This is a genomic window from Streptomyces sp. NPDC101165, from assembly GCF_044768135.1.
Lineage (GTDB): Bacteria > Actinomycetota > Actinomycetes > Streptomycetales > Streptomycetaceae > Streptomyces.
In genome coordinates, this window is record NZ_JBIWPG010000001.1 from 24,862 (window position 1) to 45,280 (window position 20,419).

Here is a 20,419-nt window from a genome sequence, read left to right on the forward strand (position 1 = left end):
GTATATAAATGCTAACTGTCGTATAGAATTTCAAAGTCCGTCCACCCGTATCCCTGGAGCGCCCCCATGGCGACAGTCCCGACCGCCCTCGCCGGCCGCCACTTCCTCAAGGAGCTGGACTTCACCGAGGAGGAGTTCCGTGGTCTGGTCGAGCTGGCCGCCGAGCTGAAAGCCGCCAAGAAGGCGGGGGCCGAGACGCAGTACCTGCGCGGCAAGAACATCGCACTGATCTTCGAGAAGACCTCGACGCGCACCCGCTGCGCGTTCGAGGTCGCCGCCGCCGACCAGGGCGCCCACACCACCTACCTCGACCCGTCCGGCTCGCAGATCGGGCACAAGGAGTCCGTGAAGGACACCGCCCGCGTCCTCGGCCGGATGTTCGACGCCATCGAGTACCGCGGACACGGCCAGGGCGTGCTCGAGGAGCTGGCCACCTACGCCGGGGTCCCCGTCTACAACGGGCTCACCGACGAGTGGCACCCCACCCAGATGCTCGCCGACGTGCTCACCATGACCGAGCACAGCGACAAGCCGCCGGCCGAGATCGCCTTCGCCTACCTCGGCGACGCACGGTACAACATGGGCAACTCCTACCTGGTCACCGGCGCCCTGCTCGGCATGGACGTCCGTATCGTCGCCCCCAAGCTGCTGTGGCCGGACGAGACGATCATCCAGGTGGCCCGGCAGCTCGCCGCCGCCTCCGGCGCCCGGATCACCCTCACCGACGACGTGAAGGACGGCGTACGCGGCACCGACTTCATCGCCACCGACGTCTGGGTGTCGATGGGCGAGCCCAAGGAGGTCTGGGACGAGCGCATCGCGCTGCTCGGCCCGTACGCCGTCACCATGGACGTGCTCCGCGCCACCGGCAACGACCAGGTGAAGTTCCTGCACTGCCTGCCGGCCTTCCACGACCTCGGCACCGCTGTCGGCCTGGAGATCCACGAACGGCACGGACTGACCGAGCTGGAGGTCACCGACGAGGTGTTCGAGTCCGAGCACTCCGTCGTCTTCGACGAGGCGGAGAACCGGATGCACACGATCAAGGCGGTCCTCGTGGCCACCCTGGCGGGCGCGTCACACACGTTTGCCTGACCCACCTCACCAGGCCTTATCCTGACCGGCGGCCCGGCGCCACCCCTGCCACGGCCGCCGCAGCGATCGATCTGTGATCGCGCCCGCACCACCAGAAACGAGCACCACCCGCATGCCCGCTCCCCGCATCAAGTCCCCTGGCGCGCTCATGGCCGAATCCGGCGCCGACCGTGAAGGCCACGGCCTCAAGCGCACGATGGGCCTCTTCCAGCTCATCTGCTTCGGCGTCGGTGCCATCGTCGGCACCGGCATCTTCGTCGGACTCTCCGACTCCGTCGCCCAGGCCGGCCCCGCCGTGGTCGTCTCCTTCGTCCTCGCCGCGATCACCTGCGTCTTCACGGCCCTCTCCTTCGCCGAGCTGGGCGGCGCCATCCCGGTCTCCGGCTCCTCGTACTCCTTCGCCTACGCGGGCCTCGGCGAGTCCACCGCCTTCCTGGTCGGCTGGTGCCTGCTGCTGGAGTACGGCATCTCCATCTCGGCGGTCGCCGTCGGCTGGAGCCAGTACGTCAACGAACTGCTGCACAGCCTCACCGGCCGGCAGCTGCCCGCCGCCCTCTCGGCCGGTCCGGGCGACGGCGGCATCGTGAACCTCCCCGCCGTGATCGTCATCGCGATGGCCTCCATGCTCCTGGTCCGCGGGGTGCGCGAGAGCGCCTGGGCCACCGCCGCCATGGCGGCCGTGAAGCTCGTCATCCTCCTGGCCTTCTGCGCCATCGGCTACAGCGCCTTCAAGGACGGCAACCTCACCCCGTTCTCCCCGTCCGGCCTCGGCGGCATCGGCGCGGGCACCACCGCCGCCTTCTTCTCCTACATCGGCTTCGACGCGATCACCACGGCCGGCGAGGAGGCGAAGAACCCCCGCCGGGACATCCCGATCGCGATCCTGGTCTGCATGGGTCTGGTCACCCTCCTCTACTGCGCGGTCGCGCTCGCCGCGATCGGCGCCATCGGCGGCGACCAGGTCGCCGGCCGCCCCGCCGCCCTGTCCTACGTGGTCAACGAGGTCACCGGCTCCACCGTCGGCGGCGGTGTCGTCGCCTTCGGCGCGGTCGTCGCCATCGCCTCCGTCGTCCTCGCCGTGATGTACGGCCAGACCCGCATCCTGATGTCGATGTCCCGGGACGGCCTGATCCCGCGCGTCTTCGAGAAGGTGTCGCCGCGCACCTCCACCCCGGTGGCCGGCACCCTGATCGTCGGGGTCGTCTTCGCGGTCCCGGCGGCCTTCGCCTCGCTCGACGCCGTGATGAACCTGTGCACCATCGGCACGCTCGCCGTCATGGCCGTCGTCAACATCGCCGTGATCGCCCTGCGCCGCCGCGAGCCGGGCCTCGCCCGCAGCTTCCGGGTGCCGCTCTACCCCGTCGGCCCGCTGCTCGGCGTCGGCTTCTGCCTGTACCTGATGTACGAGACCGGCTGGCAGACCTGGATCCAGTTCGCGGTGTTCCTCGTGGTCGGACTGCTCGTCTACGTCGCCTACGGGCGCCGGCACTCCACGCTGGCCCGGCCGGCCGCCGAGGTCACGCCGGACGCCGCTGACCCGGAACTACAGGCAGTCTGAACCACACCGCCTTGCCCGACGGGGTCGGGCGGTGACCGCAGGACGAACTGAGCGCGCGGATCAGCAGCAGACCGCGCCCTCCCTCCTGCCAGGGGTCGGGCTCCTCGATCACCGGCCGGGTGAGATGGCCGGGCGGTGCCGGGTCCGGGTCGTGCACCTCGACCTGGCAGCCGGTCGGCAGCAGCTCGACGACCAGCTCGATCGGGCCACGCCCGTCGGTGTGCTCCACCGCGTTGGCGACCAGTTCGGCCGTGAGCAGCTCGGCGGTGTCGGGATCGGCTGCGTGCTCCACCTCGGCAAGGGCCGTACGGACCAGGGCACGCGCCACGGGCACCGCCGCCGCGGTGTGCGGCAGCGCGATGCGCCAGGAGGCCGGTTCGGTGGGGCGTTCGTACAAGGCGAGTCCGTTCATGGAGCAGGCTGTCCTGCTTTCAACCGTAGGAATGGTACGGGCCCGGCCACAGAGACCGTCGTCGGGCACCGCTCGGGACCTTCGGCCCCGGTACCGGCGGCTTACCCGGCTGAACGCCCTGCCTCGCCCGGCTGCGCCCACTGTTACGACGCTGTGGACGATCGGTGACGCGCGTGACGGGACCCGGCCATCCCGAGGCCGTGCTGTCGCGCCCTCGTGACGACAGTCACAAACACGTGTTAACTTCGTCGGGTAGCGCCGCGTGAGGCACCGCCCCCCTAGGAGGCCGCACGTCATGAGTCCTTTCACCGGCTCCGCCGCCCGCACCTCCGACTGGGAGCACCTGCGGGTCCAGCTCGCCGACGGGGTCGCCACCGTCACCCTCGCCCGCCCCGACAAGCTCAACGCCCTCACCTTCGGCGCCTACGCCGACCTGCGTGATCTGCTCGCCGAGCTGAGCCGGGAGCGGTCGGTCCGCGCCCTCGTCCTGGCCGGCGAGGGGCGTGGCTTCTGCTCCGGCGGCGACGTGGACGAGATCATCGGCGCCACCCTTTCCATGGACACCGCCCAGCTGCTCGACTTCAACCGGATGACCGGGCAGGTGGTACGGGCGATCCGCGAATGCCCGTTCCCGGTGATCGCCGCCCTGCACGGCGTGGCCGCGGGCGCCGGCGCGGTCCTGGCCCTCGCCTCCGACTTCCGCATCGCGGACCCCTCGGCCCGCTTCGCCTTCCTCTTCACCCGCGTCGGCCTCTCCGGCGGCGACATGGGCGCGGCCTACCTGCTGCCCCGAGTCGTCGGCCTCGGCCACGCGACCCGCCTCCTCATGCTGGGCGAGCCCGTTCGCGCCCCCGAGGCGGAGCGCATCGGCCTGATCAGCGAACTGACCGAGGAGGGCGCCGCGGACGAGGCGGCCCTCACCCTGGCCCGCCGCCTGGCCGACGGCCCCGCCCTGGCGTACGCCCAGACGAAGGCCCTCCTGACGTCCGAACTGGACATGCCCTTGGCGGCATCGATCGAACTGGACGCCTCGACCCAGGCCCTCCTGATGAACGGCGAGGACTACGCGGAATTCCACGCGGCATTCACGGAGAAGCGCCCGCCGAAGTGGCAGGGACGGTAACGATGGAAGCCGACGTGAGTATGCCGACCCAAGGGGCGCGGGGAACTGCGCGACCAGCCACAGACAACCCGCAGCCGCCCACGACGACTAGCCACCCCCAACGCATCGCGATCATTGGCGGAGGGCCCGGCGGCCTGTACGCGGCAGCGCTCCTGAAACGACTCGACCCAACCCGAGAAATCACCGTCTGGGAACGCAATGCCCCGGACGAAACCTTCGGCTTCGGAGTAGTCCTCTCCGACGAAACCCTGGGCGGCATCGAACACGCCGACCCCGAGGTCTACGAAGCCCTGCAACGCGATTTCACCCGCTGGGACGACATCGACATCGTCCACCGAGCCACCCGCCAAACCTCCGGAGGACACGGCTTCGCGGCACTGGGCAGGAAACACCTCCTCGAAATCCTGCACGACCGCTGCCGCACCCTCGGCGTGGACATCCGCTTCCGCACCGAGGCCCCCGGCCCCGACCACCTCTCGGCGACCCACGACCTCCTCGTCGCAGCCGACGGAGTCCACAGCAGCACCCGCCAGACCTACGCCCATGTGTTCCGTCCCCAGGTGACCGAACACCGCTGCCGCTACATCTGGCTCGCCGCGGACTTCCCCTTCGACGCCTTCCGCTTCGAGATCGCCGAGACCGAGCACGGCGTGATGCAGCTGCACGGCTATCCATATGCGGCCGGCGCCTCCACCGTGATCGTCGAGATGCGCGAGGAGGTCTGGCGGGCGGCGGGATTCGACGAGGCCACCCCGCAGGAGTCCATCGAGCGCTGCGCCAAGATCTTCGCCGACGCGCTCGGCGGCAGGCCGCTGCGCTCCAACAACTCCGCCTGGACCACCTTCCGCACCGTGGTCAACGAGCGCTGGTCGCACGGCAACGTCGTCCTCCTCGGGGACGCGGCCCACACCGCCCATTTCTCCATCGGCTCCGGCACCAAGCTCGCCGTGGAGGACGCGCTGGCCCTGGCGGCCTGCCTGGAGGAACAGCCCGACGTGCCACGGGCGCTCGCGGCCTACGAGGAGGAGCGCAAGCCCGTCGTCGCCTCCACCCAGCGGGCCGCCCGGGCGAGCCTGGAGTGGTTCGAGAATGTGCGGCGCCACCTCGACCAGCCGCCCCGCCAGTTCGCCTTCAACCTCCTCACCCGCAGCCGCCGCGTCACCCACGACAACCTGCGGCTGCGCGACGCCCGCTTCACCGAGGACGTCGAGCGCGAATTCGGGTGCCCGTCCGGCACACCCCCGATGTTCACCCCGTTCCGGCTGCGCGGCCTGACCCTGCGCAACCGGGTCGTCGTGTCCCCGATGGACATGTACTCCGCGGTCGACGGCGTCCCCGGCGACTTCCACCTGGTCCACCTCGGCGCCCGTGCCCTCGGCGGGGCCGGCCTGGTGATGACCGAGATGGTGTGCGTCAGCGAGGAGGGCCGGATCACCCCCGGCTGCACCGGCCTCTACACCGGCCGCCAGGCCGAGGCATGGAAGCGGATCACCGACTTCGTGCACGCCCAGGCACCGGGTACGGCGATCGGGGTGCAGCTCGGGCACTCCGGCCGCAAGGGCTCGACGAAGCTGATGTGGGAGGGCATGGACGAGCCGCTGCCCGACGGCAACTGGCCGCTGACGGCCGCCTCCCCGCTGCCGTACAAGCCGGGCAGCCAGACCCCGCGCGAGCTCTCCCGGGCCCAGCTCACCGACATCCGCGAGCAGTTCGCCGCCTCCGCCTGGCGGGCCGCCCGCGCCGGCTTCGACCTGCTCGAACTGCACTGTGCCCACGGCTACCTGCTCTCCGGCTTCCTCTCCCCGCTCACCAACCGGCGCACCGACGCCTACGGCGGCCCGCTGGAGAAGCGGCTGAGGTTCCCGCTGGAGGTGTTCGACGCCGTACGCGCGGTGTGGCCGGAAGAGAAGCCCCTGACCGTGCGCATCTCGGCCACGGACTGGGCCGAGGGCGGCACCACCGCCGACGACGCGGTCGAGATCGCCCGGGCCTTCGCCGCGCACGGCGCCGACGCGATCGACGTGTCGACGGGACAGGTGGTGGCCGAGGAGCGCCCGGAGTACGGGCGGTCGTACCAGACGCCGTTCGCCGACCGCATCCGGCACGAGGCCGGCGTCCCGGTGATCGCGGTCGGCGCGATCTCCTCCTGGGACGACGTGAACTCCCTGATCCTGGCCGGGCGCACGGACCTGTGCGCGCTGGCCCGGCCGCACCTGTACGACCCGCACTGGACCCTGCACGCGGCCGCCGAGCAGGGCTACGAGGGCCCCGGCGTCGCCTGGCCCGCGCCCTACCGGGCGGGCAGCCGCCGCCCCCAGACCGGCCGGACCGATGTCCCGAAACCCCGCCTGACGCTCAGCCGCTGAGGCCTGTCTGCTGTACTCGCGTGCGAGACGGCGAGACGACGGAGAGACCATGAGCGTGGTGTACGACTACTTCTGGGCGGCCGACCGGGCCACGGCGGTCGACTGGGCGATCGGCCCGGACGGGGACTGGCTGCGCGGAGGGTCGCTGGACGCGATGTGCGCGGACCGGCTGGAGGTGAAGGGCCTGGACCCGAATGTCGTGCTGGGCAAGTTGGTCTCCTTCGCCGCCGGCATACCGTTCGACAGCGTCGTGGACCCGGAACTGGTCTGGCCCGACCCGGTGGAGTGGCCTTACGGCCGGCAGGCGCCGCCCGGCACGGAGTCCCCCTGGGACAGCGGTCTCATCCTCCAGGAGCTACCCGACGGATGGCGGGACACGCTCGCCGGGGTCGTCGAGGACGCCGTGTCCCTGCTCGCGCTCCAGTGGTTCGACATCGAGGAGATCCGCTTCGCCGACTACCTGGACGCGGAGGAGAGCGTCCGTATGTTCGTCGGAATGGCCCGTCGGGCCAGGGCGGCGAGTGCGCTGATGTACTGCTCCTGCGTCGTGTGACCGTCCCGGGCGTCATCAGCGGATCTCGGCCGGAAGGTCACACGCCTTCCACGTAATTCGCACGGTTCCTGAATCGACCTGTTATCGGCGGCTGCCTAGGTTCTTTCGAGTCATTCGGAAGAATCACAGGGATCGAGACTGAGATGACTGACACCAGGCCGTTGCCTGAGCCACCCGGATACGGCTACGGCCCCTCTCCGGACCCGGGCCCCCCGTACCCGGGACCCGCGGTGCAGCCCGTCGCGCCCGCTCGACAGCGCCGTCCGGACGGTTCGGGCACCCGGCGTGCCGCGCTGGTCATCCACACGATCGCCGACGTCGCGGCGGCGTTTTTGGGGCTGTGGATCCTGCTGTACCTGCTGGAGGCCAATCACGCGAACGTCTTCGTGGGGTTCATCGAGGACGTGGCCGATTCGCTGGCCTGGTGGTCGCAGGACATCTTCACCATGGACACGGAGAGCCTCCGGGTCCTGCTCAACTACGGTCTGCCCGCGGTGATCTACCTCGCGGTCGGGCACGGCATCGCGATGCGGCTGCGTCGCTTCTGAGCCATCGGCCGCTCACCCCACCCCCGCGAACTCCGCCCCGGCGTCCCGCAGCCGCTCGTGCAACCCCCGGAACACCTCCGCCGAGCGGACGCCCGGCCAGTCGGTGGGGAGGAGGTGGGTGGGGAGGCCGGGGTCGGTGTAGGGGAGGTGGCGCCAGGAGTCGAGGGCCAGGAGGTAGTCGCGGTAGGCCTCCTCGGGCGGGGTGTCCGTGCGGTGCTCCCAGGCGCGCAGGGCGGGGCCGTGGGCGTCCAGGAAGCGCTCGTGTTCCTTGGCGATCGCCGCGAGGTCCCACCAGCGGGTGACGGCCTCGGGGGTGGGGGCGAAGCCGAGGTGCTCGCCGCGGAAGAAGTCGACGTACGCGTCGAGGTGGAGCCGGCGCAGGGTGTGCCGCGTCTCCTCGTACAGGCGGGCGGGGGCGATCCACACCCCGGGGGCCGCCGTGCCGAAGCCCAGGCCGGCCAGCCGGGAGCGCAGGACATGCCGCTTCTGCCGCTCGGACTCGGGGACGGAGAAGACCGCCAGGACCCAGCCCTCGTCCTCGGGGGGCACCGTCGCGTAGATGCGGCGGTCGCCGTCCTCCAGCAACTGGCGCGCCTCCGGGGACAGCCCGTACCCGGCCGCGCCGGCCTCCGTGCGGGCCGGCACCAGCAGGCCGCGGCGTTTGAGCCGGGACACCGAGGAGCGCACGGAGGGGGCGTCCACCCCGACCGCGGCCAGGAGCCGGATCAGCTCGGCGACGGGCAGGGGGCCGCGCATGAAGCGGCCGTACGCGCCGTAGAGCGTGACGATGAGGGACCTGGGGGCGTGCTGCTCTGACACGTTGATCATTTTAAGTCGTCGGCATCACTGTTGGTCACCTCCGGTGCGCAGCCGGAACCGCTGCAGCTTGCCGGTGGCCGTGCGGGGCAGCGCGTCGAGGAAGACGAACTCGCGCGGGCACTTGTAGGGCGCCAGCTCGGACTTGAGGAAGGTGCGCAGGGACTCGGGGTCCGGCCGCGCTCCGTCCCGCAGCACCGTGTAGGCGACCACGACCTGGCCGCGCGCCTCGTCGGGTCGCCCGACGACCGCCGTCTCGACCACGTCCGGGTGGCGCAGCAACGCGTCCTCCACCTCCGGTCCGGCGATGTTGTACCCCGCGGAGATGATCATGTCGTCGGCGCGGGCCACGTAGCGGAAGTATCCGTCGCTCTCGCGGACGTAGGTGTCGCCGGTGATGTTCCAGCCGCCGCGTACGTACTCCCGCTGCCGTGGGTCGGAGAGGTAGCGGCAGCCGACCGGGCCGCGGACCGCGAGCAGGCCCGGCTCGCCGTCGGGCACCGGGTCCCCGTCGGCGTCCTGGACACGCGCCTGCCAGCCCGGCACCGGGACGCCCGTGGTGCCGGGTCTGACCCGCTCGTCGGCCGCGGAGATGAAGATGTGCAGGAGTTCGGTGGCGCCGATGCCGTTGATGATGCGCAGCCCGGTGCGCTCCTGCCAGGCCTGCCAGGTGGCCGCGGGCAGGTTCTCGCCGGCCGACACGCAGCGCCGCAGGGACGAGGTGTCGTACCCGGCCAGGTGGTCGAGCATCGCCCGGTAGGCGGTCGGCGCGGTGAACAGGACCGAGACCCGGTGCTCGGCGATCGCGGGCAGCAGCTGGCGGGGGCCGGCCTGTTCGAGGAGCAGGGAGCTGGCGCCGGCCCGCATCGGGAAGATCACCAGTCCGCCCAGGCCGAAGGTGAAGCCGAGCGGGGGACTGCCGGTGAAGACGTCGTCCGCGTGGGGGCGCAGCACATGTCGGGAGAAGGTGTCGGCTATGGCCAGCACATCCCGGTGGAAGTGCATGCACCCTTTCGGGCGACCCGTCGTGCCTGAGGTGAACGCGATCAGGGCCACGTCGTCGGATGCGGTGTCGACCGCAGGGTAGGGGGTGCCGGGCGCCGAGCGGTGCAGCAGGTCGTCGTCCGCGTCACCGCCGTACGCGGTGATGCGCAGGTCCGGTATCTCGGCCTTCGCCAGGTCGTCCAGGGCCCGGATGTCGCACAGCGCGTGCCGGACCTGGGCGATCTCGCACACCGTGGCCAGCTCGTGCGCGCGCTGCTGGGCCAGCACGGTGACCGCGACCGCGCCCGCCTTCAGCACGGCCAGCCAGCAGGCGGCCAGCCAGGGGGTGGTGGGGCCGCGCAGCAGGACCCGGTTGCCGGGTACGACGCCGAGCTCGCCGGTGAGGACGTGGGCGATGCGGTCGACGCGGGCACGCAGGTCGCCGTAGGTCCAGCTGGGGCCGTCCGGGGTGTGGAAGACCGGGCGGGCGGGGTCGGCGTGTTCGAGCAGCTCGACGGCGCAGTTCAGCCGTTCGGGGTAGCTCAGCTCCGGCAGCTCGAAACACAGGTCGGGCCACTCGTCCGGCGGCGGGAGGTGGTCGCGGGCGAAGGTGTCGACGTGGGCCGAGAGATGCATGGCGCCCCCTTGCCTGGTGGGCTCGTGGTGGCCATGGGGCCTGTCTGACGATTCCCGCCTGCCGTGCGGGAATCGTCAGACAGGCCCCAGCACAAGGAGCGTATCGTGTTGGTGACGACAGTCAATGGAGCGCGATACGGTCGGGTGGCTGCACGGGAGAGGGGACCGGCGATGCCTGCATTCTCACTCGGACCGGAACAGGTCGCCTGGTGTGCCGAGCTGCGCACCCTGGCCGCCGAACGGTTGCGCCCGCTCGCCGAGAAGGCCGAGCCGGGCCGGGTTGATCGGCCACTGGTAGCGGAACTCGGCCGGCTGGGCCTGCTGGCCCGGCTCTTCGCCTCCGGCGCCCTCGACCTCTGCCTGATGCGGGAGTCCCTGGCCTACGCCTGCACGGAGGCCGAGACCGCCCTCGCCCTGCAGGGCCTGGGCGCCCACCCCGTCCACGCCCACGGCACCCCCGCCCAGCGGGAGCGCTGGCTGCCCCGCGTGACCGAGGGCACCGCGGTGGCCGCGTTCGCGCTCAGCGAGCCGGGAGCGGGGTCGGACGCGGCGGCGCTGGCGCTGCGGGCCGATCCGGACGGGGCGGGAGGCTGGCGGCTGACCGGGCAGAAGTGCTGGATCTCCAACGCCCCCGAGGCCGACTTCTACACGGTCTTCGCGCGGACCACCCCCGACGCCGGCGCCCGTGGCGTGACCGCCTTCCTCGTCCCCGCCGACCGGCCCGGCCTCACCGGCTCCGCCCTGGAGATGCTCTCCCCGCACCCCATCGGCAGCCTCGACTTCGACGCCGTCCCGGTGACCGAGGACGACGTGCTCGGGGAGGTCGACCGCGGTTTCCGGGTCGCGATGGGCACGCTCAACCTGTTCCGGCCGAGCGTCGGCGCCTTCGCCGTCGGCATGGCCCAGGCGGCCCTCGACGCGACGCTCGCCCACACCGCCCGACGGGACGCCTTCGGCGGCAAGCTGATGGACCTTCAGTCCGTCGCCCACCGGGTCGCCGAGATGGCCCTGCGCACGGACGCCGCCCGGCTGATGGTGTACGCGGCCGCGACGGCGTACGACGAGACCGCCCCGGACGTGCCCAAGCGGGCCGCGATGGCGAAGCTGCTGGCCACCGAGACCGCGCAGTACGTCGTCGACGCGGCCGTCCAACTGCACGGGGCCCGGGCGCTGGAGCGGGGCCATCTGCTCGAACACCTCTACCGCGAGGTGCGCGCCCCGCGGATCTACGAGGGCGCGAGCGAGGTCCAACGGGGAATCATCGCCAAGGAGTTGTACGCCACCGCCACCCGGGAGGACCGTCCGTGACGACCGAGCGCATCAACCCGCCCGAGCTGTCCCCGCCCACGGGCTTCTCCCACGCCGTCGTCGCCGCCGGCTCCCGCGTGGTGTTCCTGGCCGGCCAGACCGCCCTCGACACCGACGGCAAGGTCACCGGAGCCACCCTCCCCGAGCAGTTCGAGAAGGCGCTCACCAACCTCCTCGCCGCCCTCGGCGCGGCCGGCGGCACCCCCGCCGACCTCGCCCGCGTCACCGTCTACGCCACCGACGTCGCCGACTACCGCATCCACGCCCGCCAACTGGGCCGCATCTGGCAGCAGTTGGCGGGGCGGGACTATCCGGCGATGGCGGTCGTGGAGGTCGTACGGCTGTGGGACGAGCAGGCGCTGGTGGAGCTGGACGGGTTCGCGGTGCTGCCCTAGGGGTGTCTTCCGGATCAGGCCGCCACGGCGAGCCGGTCGGTGGGGACCCGGCGAGGCGGGACCACGCTGCCGTCCGGGAGCAGCTCCCCGCTGTCGTCGAAGCGGATCGAGCCGTCGCAGAGCAGGGCCCAGCCCTGTTCCGGGTGGGCGGACACGGTGTGCGGGGTGCCGGTGCCGGACGCGGCGCACGAGGTTTCACAGGAGCACATGGCGCACCTCCACAGCGGATGTGAGGGGGCGGGCCGGTTCGGCCGTCACCCGCCATGCACAGACCATGCTCCCGCCGTGAACGCACCGGAACCGGCCGCCGTGAAGCGTGACAACATGCGGACAACTCACGGACGGTTCCATGACGCGCCACCGATGGGGTGACGATCACGCCCGGCGGCACGGCCGCCCGGTACCAGTGGAAGCCCCCACCCCACGGAACCGGGAGGTACCCCCATGCCCGTACGCCCCGCCCTGGCCGCCGCCTTCGGTGCGGCCGCGCTGCTGTGCGCCGCCGTCGGCCCGGCCACCGCCGACGCGGGCGAGAGTGTCACCGTCGCCCCCACCGGGCGGATCGCCGCCGACGGCACCGTCACTCTCTCCGGCACCTATCGCTGCACCGGCAACACCGGACCGGTCTTCGTCAGCTCCTCGGTCAGCCAGGGCGACTCCCGGCTCAAGCACGGCATCGGCGGCAGCGGCGCCTTGTGCGACGGCGCCGAGCATTCCTGGCAGAACTCCGGCAAGGTCTCGGCCGGCTCGCTCGTCCCCGGCGCGGCCCATGTGGAGGCCACCGTCATGGAGCTGCGGCCCTCGGGCATCGCACCGCTGCCCGTCTTCCACGCGGTCCAGGAGCAGGACGTCACCCTCGTCCAGGAGTGACGCCCACGCCGAGCGGCCCGGCACACGCACCTGGTGTGTGCCGGGCCGCTCGGCGTGGGGCGGCGGTCGTCAGGAGCGCTGCCAGCTGTGGGGGGCGTGGAAGGCGTGCGGGCGCCAGGACGTGGTGCCCGGGGACGAGGGCTCGGCGCCGGACCCGGCCAGGGCGGTGCGGCTGAGCAGCAGCACCGCGAGGGCGGCCAGCTCCTCCTCCGTGGCCTCGCCCTTCTCGACGCGGATGGGGGCTGTGGGGGATACGGACATGGGGACCTCCGTCACTGAGGGGGGTTGCCGTGCTTGCGGGCGGGGCGCTCGGCGTGCTTGGTGCGCAGCATCGCCAGCGCGCCGATGAGGACGTGGCGGGTGTCGGCCGGGTCGATCACGTCGTCCACCAGGCCGCGCTCGGCCGCGTAGTACGGGTGCATCAGCTCGGCCTTGTACTCCTTGACCAGCTCGGCACGCTTGGCCTCGGGGTCGTCGGCCTCGGCGATCCGGCGGCGGAAGATGACGTTCGCGGCGCCCTCCGCGCCCATCACGGCGATCTCGTTGGTGGGCCAGGCGTAGGTGAGGTCGGCGCCGATCGACTGGGAGTCCATGACGATGTAGGCGCCGCCGTAGGCCTTGCGCAGGATCAGGGAGATACGGGGCACGGTCGCGTCGCAGTAGGCGTAGAGCAGCTTCGCGCCGTGGCGGATGATGCCGCCGTGCTCCTGGCCGACGCCCGGCAGGAAGCCGGGCACGTCGAGCAGCGTGACGATCGGGATGCTGAACGCGTCGCACAGCTGCACGAAGCGGGCCGCCTTCTCGGACGCCTCGATGTCCAGGACGCCGGCCAGGCTCTGCGGCTGGTTGGCGACGATCCCGACGACCTGGCCGTCCAGCCGGGCCAGGGCGCAGATGATGTTCCGCGCCCAGCGCTGGTGGACCTCCAGGTACTCGCCGTCGTCGACGATCTCCTCGATGACCTCGGCCATGTCGTACGGCCGGTTGCCGTCGACCGGCACCAGGTCGGCCAGCGAGTCGCAGCGGCGGTCGGCCGGGTCGTCGCAGGGCACGGCGGGCGGGTTCTCGCGGTTGTTGCGGGGGAGGAGGGACAGCAGATAGCGGACCTCCTCCAGGCAGGTCTCCTCGTCGTCGTACGCGAAGTGGCACACCCCGCTGGTCTCCGCGTGGACGTCGGCGCCGCCGAGGCCGTTCTGGGTGATCTCCTCGCCGGTGACCGCCTTGACCACGTCCGGCCCCGTGATGAACATCTGGGACGTCTCGCGGACCATGAACACGAAGTCGGTGAGCGCGGGGCTGTAGGCGGCACCTCCGGCGCACGGGCCGAGCATCACGCTGATCTGCGGGATGACACCGGACGCCGCCGTGTTGCGCCGGAAGATGCCGCCGTAGCCCGCGAGGGCGGTGACGCCCTCCTGGATGCGGGCGCCCGCGCCGTCGTTCAGGGAGACCAGGGGCGCGCCCGCCGAGATGGCCATGTCCATGATCTTGTGGATCTTGGCGGCGTGGGCCTCGCCCAGCGCACCGCCGAAGATCCGGAAGTCATGGGCGTAGACGAAGACGGTCCGGCCCTCGACCGTGCCCCAGCCGGTGACGACACCGTCGGTGTACGGCTTCTTCGCCTCCAGGCCGAACCCGGTCGCCCGGTGCCGGCGCAGCGGTTCGACCTCCTGGAAGGAGCCCTCGTCGAGGAGCAGGCCGATCCGTTCGCGCACGGTGAGCTTGCCCTTGGCCTTCTGGGCGGCGGTCGCCTTCTCACCGGGACCGGCGAGGACGCTCTCGCGTATGCCGGCCAGTTCCTCGACGTGGGACCTCATGTCTCCCCCTGCTTCCCTGAAGTGACGGAACGTCAGTTAGCGAGCCGGCGCAGCCCGCTCGACTGGAGCACGGCGAACGCCCCCACGACCGCTGCCTGCAGCACGGTCCACACCGTGCCGACGGTGTTCGGGCCGAACCAGCCGAACACCGCGGTGGCGACGGACGCGACCGCCCACAGCGCGTTGGCCTCGATGACCGCCTTGGTGGCGGCCGTGCTCGGCACCGGACGGCTCGCCAGCAGTGCCACGAGGCCGCCGTACAGCGTGAGGAACACGCCGATGCCCCGCAGGAACCCGGCGTCGAGGTCGAGCAGATCGCCCACCGGGCCGGCGGCGAGCAGATAGATCAGGCCGTTGGCGGCGGTCACGGCCGCGTCCAGCGCGAGGAAGGTCCGTAACGGGCGCGCCGCGGCGACACGGGTCGGCGTATGCGTCGCCGCGTGTGCCGGGGTCTGGCTCGTGGTCATGGGGCCTCCGAAGGTAGGGGGTCTGATTCCACTTGCCCGTCGAGCGTGCCAAGGCGGACTGACCGGTGGCTGACGGACTGCTTACGCGGTCTGGCTCGCCTCCCTCGAACCGGCCGATCCTCAGGCCGGTTGCAGGCGCAGGTCGCCGGTCAGCGCGGGGTCGTGGGAGAGGATCGCGCTCTCCACCCGGCGCAGGGCGGGGGAGGGCTGGATGCCGAGTTCGTCGTCGAGGTGGCGGCGCATCCGGCGGAAGACGTCGAGGGCGTCGGCCTGCCGTCCCGAGCCGTAGAGGGCGATCATCAGCTGCTCGCAGAAGCGTTCCCGCAAGGGGTGGTTGGTGTGCGCCTCGGTCAGCTCCGCGAGTACGGCGGCGTGCCGGCCCAGCCGCAGCTCGGCGTCGAAGCGCAGTTCCATGGCCCGCATCCGGTACTCCTCGTAGCGGGCGCCGGCCAGCTGGCACAGTGTCCCGCCGGCGAACCCGCCGAAGACGGGGCCGCGCCACATCCCGAGCGCGTCCCCCAGCAGCCGCGCGGTGCGGGCGGCGTCGTCCGGCGCCGCGGACTCGGCCAGCCGCACCGCCCTGATGAACTCGGCCGCGTCCAGCTCGCCCTCCCCGATGCCGAGCCGGTAGCCGGACGGGTGCATGGTCACCCGGGAGGCCGGCCGGTCCGGCTCCAGATCACGAAGCCTGCGGCGTAACCGGCTGACATGGGCCTGGAGCGCGTTGGCCTGGTTGTCGGGGACGGCGTCCCCCCACATCTCCTCGGCCAGGCTCTCCCCGGACACCGGCTGGCCCTCGCTGACCAGCAGCGTCTGCACGAGGGTGCGCTGCAGATCGCCGGAGATGTCCGCCGGGCCGAATGCGGTGAGTATCTGCAGTGCCCCGAGAATGGAGAACCTCAGCATGTCTTCCCCCCTGGGTGAAAATTCCTGGCGAAGGTGTTTCTTTACGGGGTCGTGCTGCGGTGAAAGACAGGGTGACCGAACGCGCCGCGCCCCGGCGGGCGTCTGCTTCCTGGACGGCCCGCCGGGGCGGTTGCTCCGCCGGGACGGGGGGCGGCCGGCGGTCCTTGGGGACCGGTGCCGAGCCGCCATCGGCGCAGCACCGGGTGGGAAAAGTTCGTTCCGTGCGGCGACTGGTGAATTCGTGGTCACCGCGTACTGAATTCCGGTCTGGAACCACAGTGGCACCACTCGCTGACGGAATGCTGACACGCTTCTGACGCCGGCAATGAATTCCTTGTGGCCCTTTTCCGGGACGTCCTCTCGGTGCTGTACTCCCTTCGATGGAAAACGCTCCCGAAAGGGGTACGGGAATGACCGCGACCACCACCGAAACCAGCACGGACAACCCGATTCTCGAGGCGATACGCGCCCACACGGCAAGCGAGAACCCGAGTTCGTTCCTGACGCTCAACAGCGGAAACAGTGTCTTCACCGTCCCGGACGCGGACGGTGTCGTCGTCTACCGCCGCACCGGCCGCCACGCCGTGCAGTTCGGCGGCCCCTTCGCCGCCGAGCAGGACTACGGCACCCTCCTGGAGGCCTTCCGCAAGTACGTCCGCGACGAGGGCCTCAGCCTCGTCGGCGTCCAGCTCCAGCGCGCCGACGCCGAGCGCTACGCCGCGCTCGGCTTCACCGTGAACCAGGTCGGCGCCTCCTGGGCGGTGAGCCTCCCCGAGTTCACCCTGCGCGGCACCAAGTTCATGCAGCTGCGCAACAAGATCTCCCGCGCCCACCGCAACGGCCTGCAGATCCAGGAGGTCGACGCGGCCGGCGTGCAGGACGCCATCGCCGCCATCGACCGGGCCTGGCTCGGCTCCAAGGGCGGCGCCCAGCAACTGGAGTTCCTCGTCGGCCAGATCGGCGGCACGGCCCAGGCGCACCGGCGGCTCTTCACCGGCACCATCGACGGCGCCCCGGTCGCCTACATCTCGTACTCGCCGGTCTACGGCAGCCGGGCCGGCTGGATGCACGACCTCAGCCGCCGCGTCCCCGAGGGCTCCCCGGGCCTGATGGAGGCCATCAACGCGCACGCCATCGAGGTGTTCCGGGCCGAGGGCGTCGAGTGGCTGCACTTCGGGTTCACGCCGTTCACCGGCCTGGACGCGGGCCACGAACTCGACGGCCACAGCCCCGCTTTCCAGTGGCTGATGCACGCCCTGTGGGCCGAGGGCGCGGCGCTGTACCCGGCGCAGACGCAGCTCTCGTACAAGCAGAAGTGGGCCCCCGACGTGCTGATTCCCGAGTACGTCGCCTTCGACGGGCCGCAGGCCTCGCTGCCCGGCTTCGCGCACATCTTCCGTGCCTGCAACGCCTTCTGACCCACCCTCACCCGAAGGAGACGACGACATGAGCCAGTCCACCGAGGAACTCCAGCACGCCATGGTCGAGCAGCTGATGGCCGTCATCGGGGCCCCCGACGACCAGGCGGTCGCCGAGGCCGCCGACGCGGTCGTCCGCGCCCTGGACGAGCGGCTGAGCACCGGGGCGGCTGCCTGAACCCGGCACGGCACGTCCGATCAGAGGGACATCAGTGCCACATCAGCGCTCCACGGAACGCTGGACACACGTTCGCCCGGCGGTCCGGGCCCGGGAGCACCGCACTGTGCTCCCGTCTCCTCGGTCCGCCGGGCGGGCCTCAGGCCCTGTCGTCGGACTCCCGCCTGTCGTGCGACGCGCCCTCCGGGCGGACGACGGGAGTCCGACGAAGGACCTGACCCGCGACGGTGACCGCACGCGGGAGCCTTGTCGACTCGCGGCGCCCGCAGGTCCGCGGGGCAGCGGCGCCGCCGCCCGATCCGGGCACTTCTCCCAAGGAGAGCTACGCATGCAGCGTCCGCACACACAAGAAGCCGGGGCACTCGCCACCGGTGGAGGCGCCGGCGCCGGGCAGCGCACCGGCGCCTCGGCGACCTTCGCCGAGCTGCTCAAACGGGTCAAGGCCGAGGGCCTCCTCGACCTCGACCCCCGGTACTACGTGGGCAAGCTGGCCCTCAACACCACCCTGCTGCTGATCGGGTTCGCCGCCTTCTTCGAGCTGGGTGACTCCTGGTGGCAGCTGCTCACGGCCCTGTGGATGGGCCTGTGCGGCGGCCAGTCGGCGTTCATGTGGCACGACGCCGGCCACAAGGCGATGTTCCGCAGCAAGAAGGCCGCCTCCGCGGTCGGCTACGTCCACGCCAACCTGGTCAACGGGGTGAGCTACGGCTGGTGGGTCAACCACCACAACCGGCACCACAGCAACCCCAACCACCTGGACATGGACCCGGACATCGGGCGGCGCACCGCCATCTTCGACATCAAGCAGTACCCGAGCCGCACGGGCACCCAGAAGTTCGTCGTGCGCTACCAGAGCGTGCTGTTCTTCGTGCTGCTGGTGCTCGAGGGCTTCAAGATGCTGAAGACCGCGGTCCTCTCGATCGTCCAGGGCAAGACCAAGCGGCCCGCCCTGGAGACCTTCCTGATCCTGCTGCGCGCCGCCGTCTACCTCGGCCTCGTCTTCACCATGCTGTCCCCGGGTCTCGCGGTCGCCTTCATCGTCGTCCAGCACGCCGCCCTCGGCGTCTACTTCGGGATGATCTTCGCCCCGAACCACAAGGGCATGGACGTCCGCGACGGCGAGGAGGAGACCCTGGACTGGCTGGAGCGCCAGGTCCTCACCTCCCGCAACATCCGCCCCAACCGCCTGGTCGACTTCCTCTACGGCGGCCTCAACTACCAGGTCGAGCACCACCTGTTCCCGGCCATGCCGCAGAAGAACCTCGGCCGCGCCCGGGAGCTGACCATGGAGTACTGCGCCGAGCGCGGGGTGCCGTACCACGAGGTCGGGTTCTGGGCCTCGTACCGCGAGGTCGCCTCCTATCTGCACGAGGTCAGCGCGCCCGTGCGGCGCGGCGACGTGGAGGAGCAGCTCCGGCGCCGGGCCATGGAAGAAGCGGCCTGACATCCCCCACCTCCCTTGTTCACACCGCCACTTCCCCCACACCCCCCACATTCCGGCCCCCGGGCCGCACGCCCGGGCCCGCCGGTGGCCCGGGCGGTTCCTTCCCAGGAGCGACGGGGGCGTTCGCAAGGAGTCCGCAAAGGAGCCAGCCCCATGTCCCAGACCACCGCGGCGGCGGGCGGTGTCACCGCTCCCGCCCCGATCGGGGTCCGCCTGGACCGTATGCCGATCACTCCCCTGCACCGCAGACTCACCGCGGTCATCGGCGTCGGCCTGTTCTTCGACACCTTCGAGAACAACCTGTCGGGCACCATCGGCAAGGTGCTGCAGGGCGGCTTCGGCTTCGGCGCCACCTCGCTCAAACTCGTCCTGGCCTCCGTGTTCGTCGGCCAGTTCATCGGTTCGCTGACGCTCGGCCGGATCGCCGACCGGTTCGGCCGGCGCCGGGCCTTCCTCGTGAACCTCGCCATCTACTCGGTGTTCTCGCTGCTCGGCGCCTTCTCCCCGAACGCCACCTGGCTGATCGTCACCCGCTTCCTCGCGGGGATCGGCATCGGCGCCGAACAGGCCCTGTCCGACTGCTACCTGGCCGACGTTCTGCCCGCGAAGAAGCGCGGCCGGTTCATCGCCGGGGCCTACACGCTCGCCTTCTGCGGAGTGCCCGCGGTGGGCTTCGCCGCGCTGTGGCTGGTGCCGCTGACCCCGCTGGGCGTGGCCGGCTGGCGCTGGCTGTTCGTGCTCGGCGCGCTGGGCTCTGCCGTGGTGTGGGTGCTGCGCCGGCAGCTGATCGAGTCCCCGCGCTGGCTGGCCGCGACCGGCCGGACCGCGGAGGCCGAGCGGCTGGTGGCCCGGATGGAGGCGGAGGCGGCGGGCCGTGGACTGCCGCTGGAGCCGCCCGGGCCGGAGCCCGAGGAGGCCGTGGACCACTCCCGGCTGCGGGACGTCTTCCGTTCCGGCATGCTCCGCCGCACCCTCGTCCTCTGGCTGTTCTGTGTGCTGTCGGTCGTCGGCTACTACGGCTTCGGTACGCTCGCCCCGCAGATCGTCGCCGCCAAGGGCTACGGCGTCGTCGCCGGCCTCGGCTTCACCGCGCTGTCCTTCCTCGGCTACCCGGTGGGCTCCGCGCTCGCCCTGCCCGTCGTGGACCGCGTCGAGCGGCGCACCCTGATCGCGCTGTCGGCGGCCGCGATGGTCCTGGCCGGACTCGGCTTCGCCTACGCCGACTCGGCCGAGCTGATCGTCGCCTGCGGCTTCGCCTACACCCTGTGCAGCAACGTCTTCTCCAGCGTCTCGCACGTGTACCTGTCCGAGCAGTACCCCACCGCGATCCGGGCCACCGCCTCCGGAGCCGCCTACTCGCTGTCCAAACTCAGCGCCGCCGCACTGCCGTTCGCGCTGCTGCCGGTCCTGGAGGCGCACGGCCCGGGCGCCCTGTTCGGCGTCATCGCCGCCGCCATGGCCGTGCTCGCCGGCACCGTCCTGACCCTCGGCGAGCGCACCACCGGCCGCCCTGTCCGGTGAACTC

21 protein-coding genes are annotated in these 20,419 nt (G+C 71.4%); 13 read left to right on the top strand and 8 right to left on the bottom strand.

Translation table 11 applies throughout. The features are described 5' to 3' along the window. Positions 1-66: 66 nt before the first annotated feature. Together argF and ACIRVH_RS00125 are read left to right on the top strand one after the other, a co-directional pair. Positions 67-1,095, top strand: coding sequence for an ornithine carbamoyltransferase (argF, locus tag ACIRVH_RS00120; RefSeq protein WP_403946888.1), 1,029 nt, complete (start codon positions 67-69; stop codon positions 1,093-1,095). Positions 1,096-1,207: 112 nt separating this feature from the next. Beyond that, positions 1,208-2,653: an amino acid permease gene (locus ACIRVH_RS00125; RefSeq protein WP_403946890.1), complete on the top strand. Its 1,446-nt coding sequence runs from the start codon at positions 1,208-1,210 to the stop codon at positions 2,651-2,653. On the opposite strand, the gene ACIRVH_RS00130 is transcribed toward ACIRVH_RS00125, so the two are convergent. Continuing rightward, complete coding sequence (locus ACIRVH_RS00130; protein WP_403946892.1) at positions 2,613-3,065, bottom strand: ATP-binding protein; 453 nt, start codon at positions 3,063-3,065, stop codon at positions 2,613-2,615. The genes ACIRVH_RS00125 and ACIRVH_RS00130 overlap by 41 nt on opposite strands. Positions 3,066-3,360: 295 nt before the next feature. On the opposite strand from ACIRVH_RS00130, the gene ACIRVH_RS00135 reads away from it, so the two are divergent. The 4 genes from ACIRVH_RS00135 to ACIRVH_RS00150 all read left to right on the top strand — a co-directional run bounded on the left by ACIRVH_RS00135 (position 3,361) and on the right by ACIRVH_RS00150 (position 7,655). Further along, complete coding sequence (locus ACIRVH_RS00135; RefSeq protein ID WP_403946894.1) at positions 3,361-4,188, top strand: enoyl-CoA hydratase family protein; 828 nt, start codon at positions 3,361-3,363, stop codon at positions 4,186-4,188. A 20-nt stretch (positions 4,189-4,208) separates the two neighbouring features. Next, positions 4,209-6,554: a bifunctional salicylyl-CoA 5-hydroxylase/oxidoreductase gene (locus ACIRVH_RS00140; RefSeq protein ID WP_403947770.1), complete on the top strand. Its 2,346-nt coding sequence runs from the start codon at positions 4,209-4,211 to the stop codon at positions 6,552-6,554. Positions 6,555-6,603: 49 nt separating this feature from the next. After that, entirely contained in the window at positions 6,604-7,107 is a 504-nt protein-coding gene (locus ACIRVH_RS00145) for a hypothetical protein (RefSeq protein WP_403946895.1), read from the top strand. 143 nt (positions 7,108-7,250) lie between these two features. After that, positions 7,251-7,655: a hypothetical protein gene (locus ACIRVH_RS00150; protein WP_403946897.1), complete on the top strand. Its 405-nt coding sequence runs from the start codon at positions 7,251-7,253 to the stop codon at positions 7,653-7,655. A gap of 12 nt (positions 7,656-7,667) precedes the next feature. Here the strand turns inward: ACIRVH_RS00150 and ACIRVH_RS00155 are convergent, their stop codons facing one another. After that, positions 7,668-8,483: a PaaX family transcriptional regulator C-terminal domain-containing protein gene (locus ACIRVH_RS00155; RefSeq protein ID WP_403946898.1), complete on the bottom strand. Its 816-nt coding sequence runs from the start codon at positions 8,481-8,483 to the stop codon at positions 7,668-7,670. Between the two features lie 15 nt (positions 8,484-8,498). Further along, positions 8,499-10,091, bottom strand: coding sequence for an AMP-binding protein (locus ACIRVH_RS00160; RefSeq protein ID WP_403946900.1), 1,593 nt, complete (start codon positions 10,089-10,091; stop codon positions 8,499-8,501). A gap of 171 nt (positions 10,092-10,262) precedes the next feature. Here ACIRVH_RS00160 and ACIRVH_RS00165 point away from each other — a divergent pair, with 171 nt between their 5' ends. Together ACIRVH_RS00165 and ACIRVH_RS00170 are read left to right on the top strand one after the other, a co-directional pair. Further along, positions 10,263-11,399 (top strand): acyl-CoA dehydrogenase family protein, encoded by a 1,137-nt coding sequence (locus tag ACIRVH_RS00165; RefSeq protein ID WP_403946901.1) that lies wholly within the window; start codon positions 10,263-10,265, stop codon positions 11,397-11,399. Beyond that, positions 11,396-11,794 (top strand): RidA family protein, encoded by a 399-nt coding sequence (locus tag ACIRVH_RS00170; RefSeq protein WP_403946903.1) that lies wholly within the window; start codon positions 11,396-11,398, stop codon positions 11,792-11,794. Before ACIRVH_RS00165 ends, ACIRVH_RS00170 begins: the two co-directional genes overlap by 4 nt. A gap of 14 nt (positions 11,795-11,808) precedes the next feature. Here ACIRVH_RS00170 and ACIRVH_RS00175 read toward each other — a convergent pair whose 3' ends face one another. Continuing rightward, positions 11,809-12,003, bottom strand: a complete 195-nt coding sequence (locus tag ACIRVH_RS00175) for a DUF5999 family protein (RefSeq protein WP_403946905.1) — start codon at positions 12,001-12,003, stop codon at positions 11,809-11,811. Positions 12,004-12,238: 235 nt separating this feature from the next. Between ACIRVH_RS00175 and ACIRVH_RS00180 the strand changes: the two genes are divergently transcribed. Next, positions 12,239-12,664: a DUF6299 family protein gene (locus ACIRVH_RS00180; protein WP_403946907.1), complete on the top strand. Its 426-nt coding sequence runs from the start codon at positions 12,239-12,241 to the stop codon at positions 12,662-12,664. Positions 12,665-12,733: 69 nt separating this feature from the next. Here ACIRVH_RS00180 and ACIRVH_RS00185 read toward each other — a convergent pair whose 3' ends face one another. The 4 genes from ACIRVH_RS00185 to ACIRVH_RS00200 form a co-directional block, all read right to left on the bottom strand. Beyond that, complete coding sequence (locus ACIRVH_RS00185; protein ID WP_097251889.1) at positions 12,734-12,925, bottom strand: acyl-CoA carboxylase epsilon subunit; 192 nt, start codon at positions 12,923-12,925, stop codon at positions 12,734-12,736. 11 nt (positions 12,926-12,936) lie between these two features. Beyond that, positions 12,937-14,481 carry an acyl-CoA carboxylase subunit beta gene (locus ACIRVH_RS00190; RefSeq protein ID WP_403946909.1) on the bottom strand — a complete coding sequence of 515 codons (1,545 nt, stop codon included), beginning with the start codon at positions 14,479-14,481 and terminating at the stop codon, positions 12,937-12,939. 32 nt (positions 14,482-14,513) lie between these two features. Beyond that, positions 14,514-14,948: a hypothetical protein gene (locus ACIRVH_RS00195; protein ID WP_403946911.1), complete on the bottom strand. Its 435-nt coding sequence runs from the start codon at positions 14,946-14,948 to the stop codon at positions 14,514-14,516. Positions 14,949-15,068: 120 nt separating this feature from the next. Continuing rightward, entirely contained in the window at positions 15,069-15,854 is a 786-nt protein-coding gene (locus ACIRVH_RS00200) for a BTAD domain-containing putative transcriptional regulator (protein WP_399726187.1), read from the bottom strand. Between the two features lie 410 nt (positions 15,855-16,264). Here ACIRVH_RS00200 and ACIRVH_RS00205 point away from each other — a divergent pair, with 410 nt between their 5' ends. From ACIRVH_RS00205 to ACIRVH_RS00220, 4 genes are all read left to right on the top strand, one after another. Further along, positions 16,265-17,272, top strand: a complete 1,008-nt coding sequence (locus ACIRVH_RS00205; RefSeq protein WP_403946913.1) for a DUF2156 domain-containing protein — start codon at positions 16,265-16,267, stop codon at positions 17,270-17,272. A gap of 28 nt (positions 17,273-17,300) precedes the next feature. Continuing rightward, positions 17,301-17,450 (top strand): hypothetical protein, encoded by a 150-nt coding sequence (locus ACIRVH_RS00210; protein WP_403946915.1) that lies wholly within the window; start codon positions 17,301-17,303, stop codon positions 17,448-17,450. A 328-nt stretch (positions 17,451-17,778) separates the two neighbouring features. Continuing rightward, entirely contained in the window at positions 17,779-18,894 is a 1,116-nt protein-coding gene (locus ACIRVH_RS00215; RefSeq protein ID WP_403946917.1) for a fatty acid desaturase family protein, read from the top strand. 153 nt (positions 18,895-19,047) lie between these two features. Beyond that, positions 19,048-20,415 carry an MFS transporter gene (locus tag ACIRVH_RS00220; RefSeq protein WP_403946919.1) on the top strand — a complete coding sequence of 456 codons (1,368 nt, stop codon included), beginning with the start codon at positions 19,048-19,050 and terminating at the stop codon, positions 20,413-20,415. The last annotated feature ends 4 nt before the right edge of the window (positions 20,416-20,419 follow it).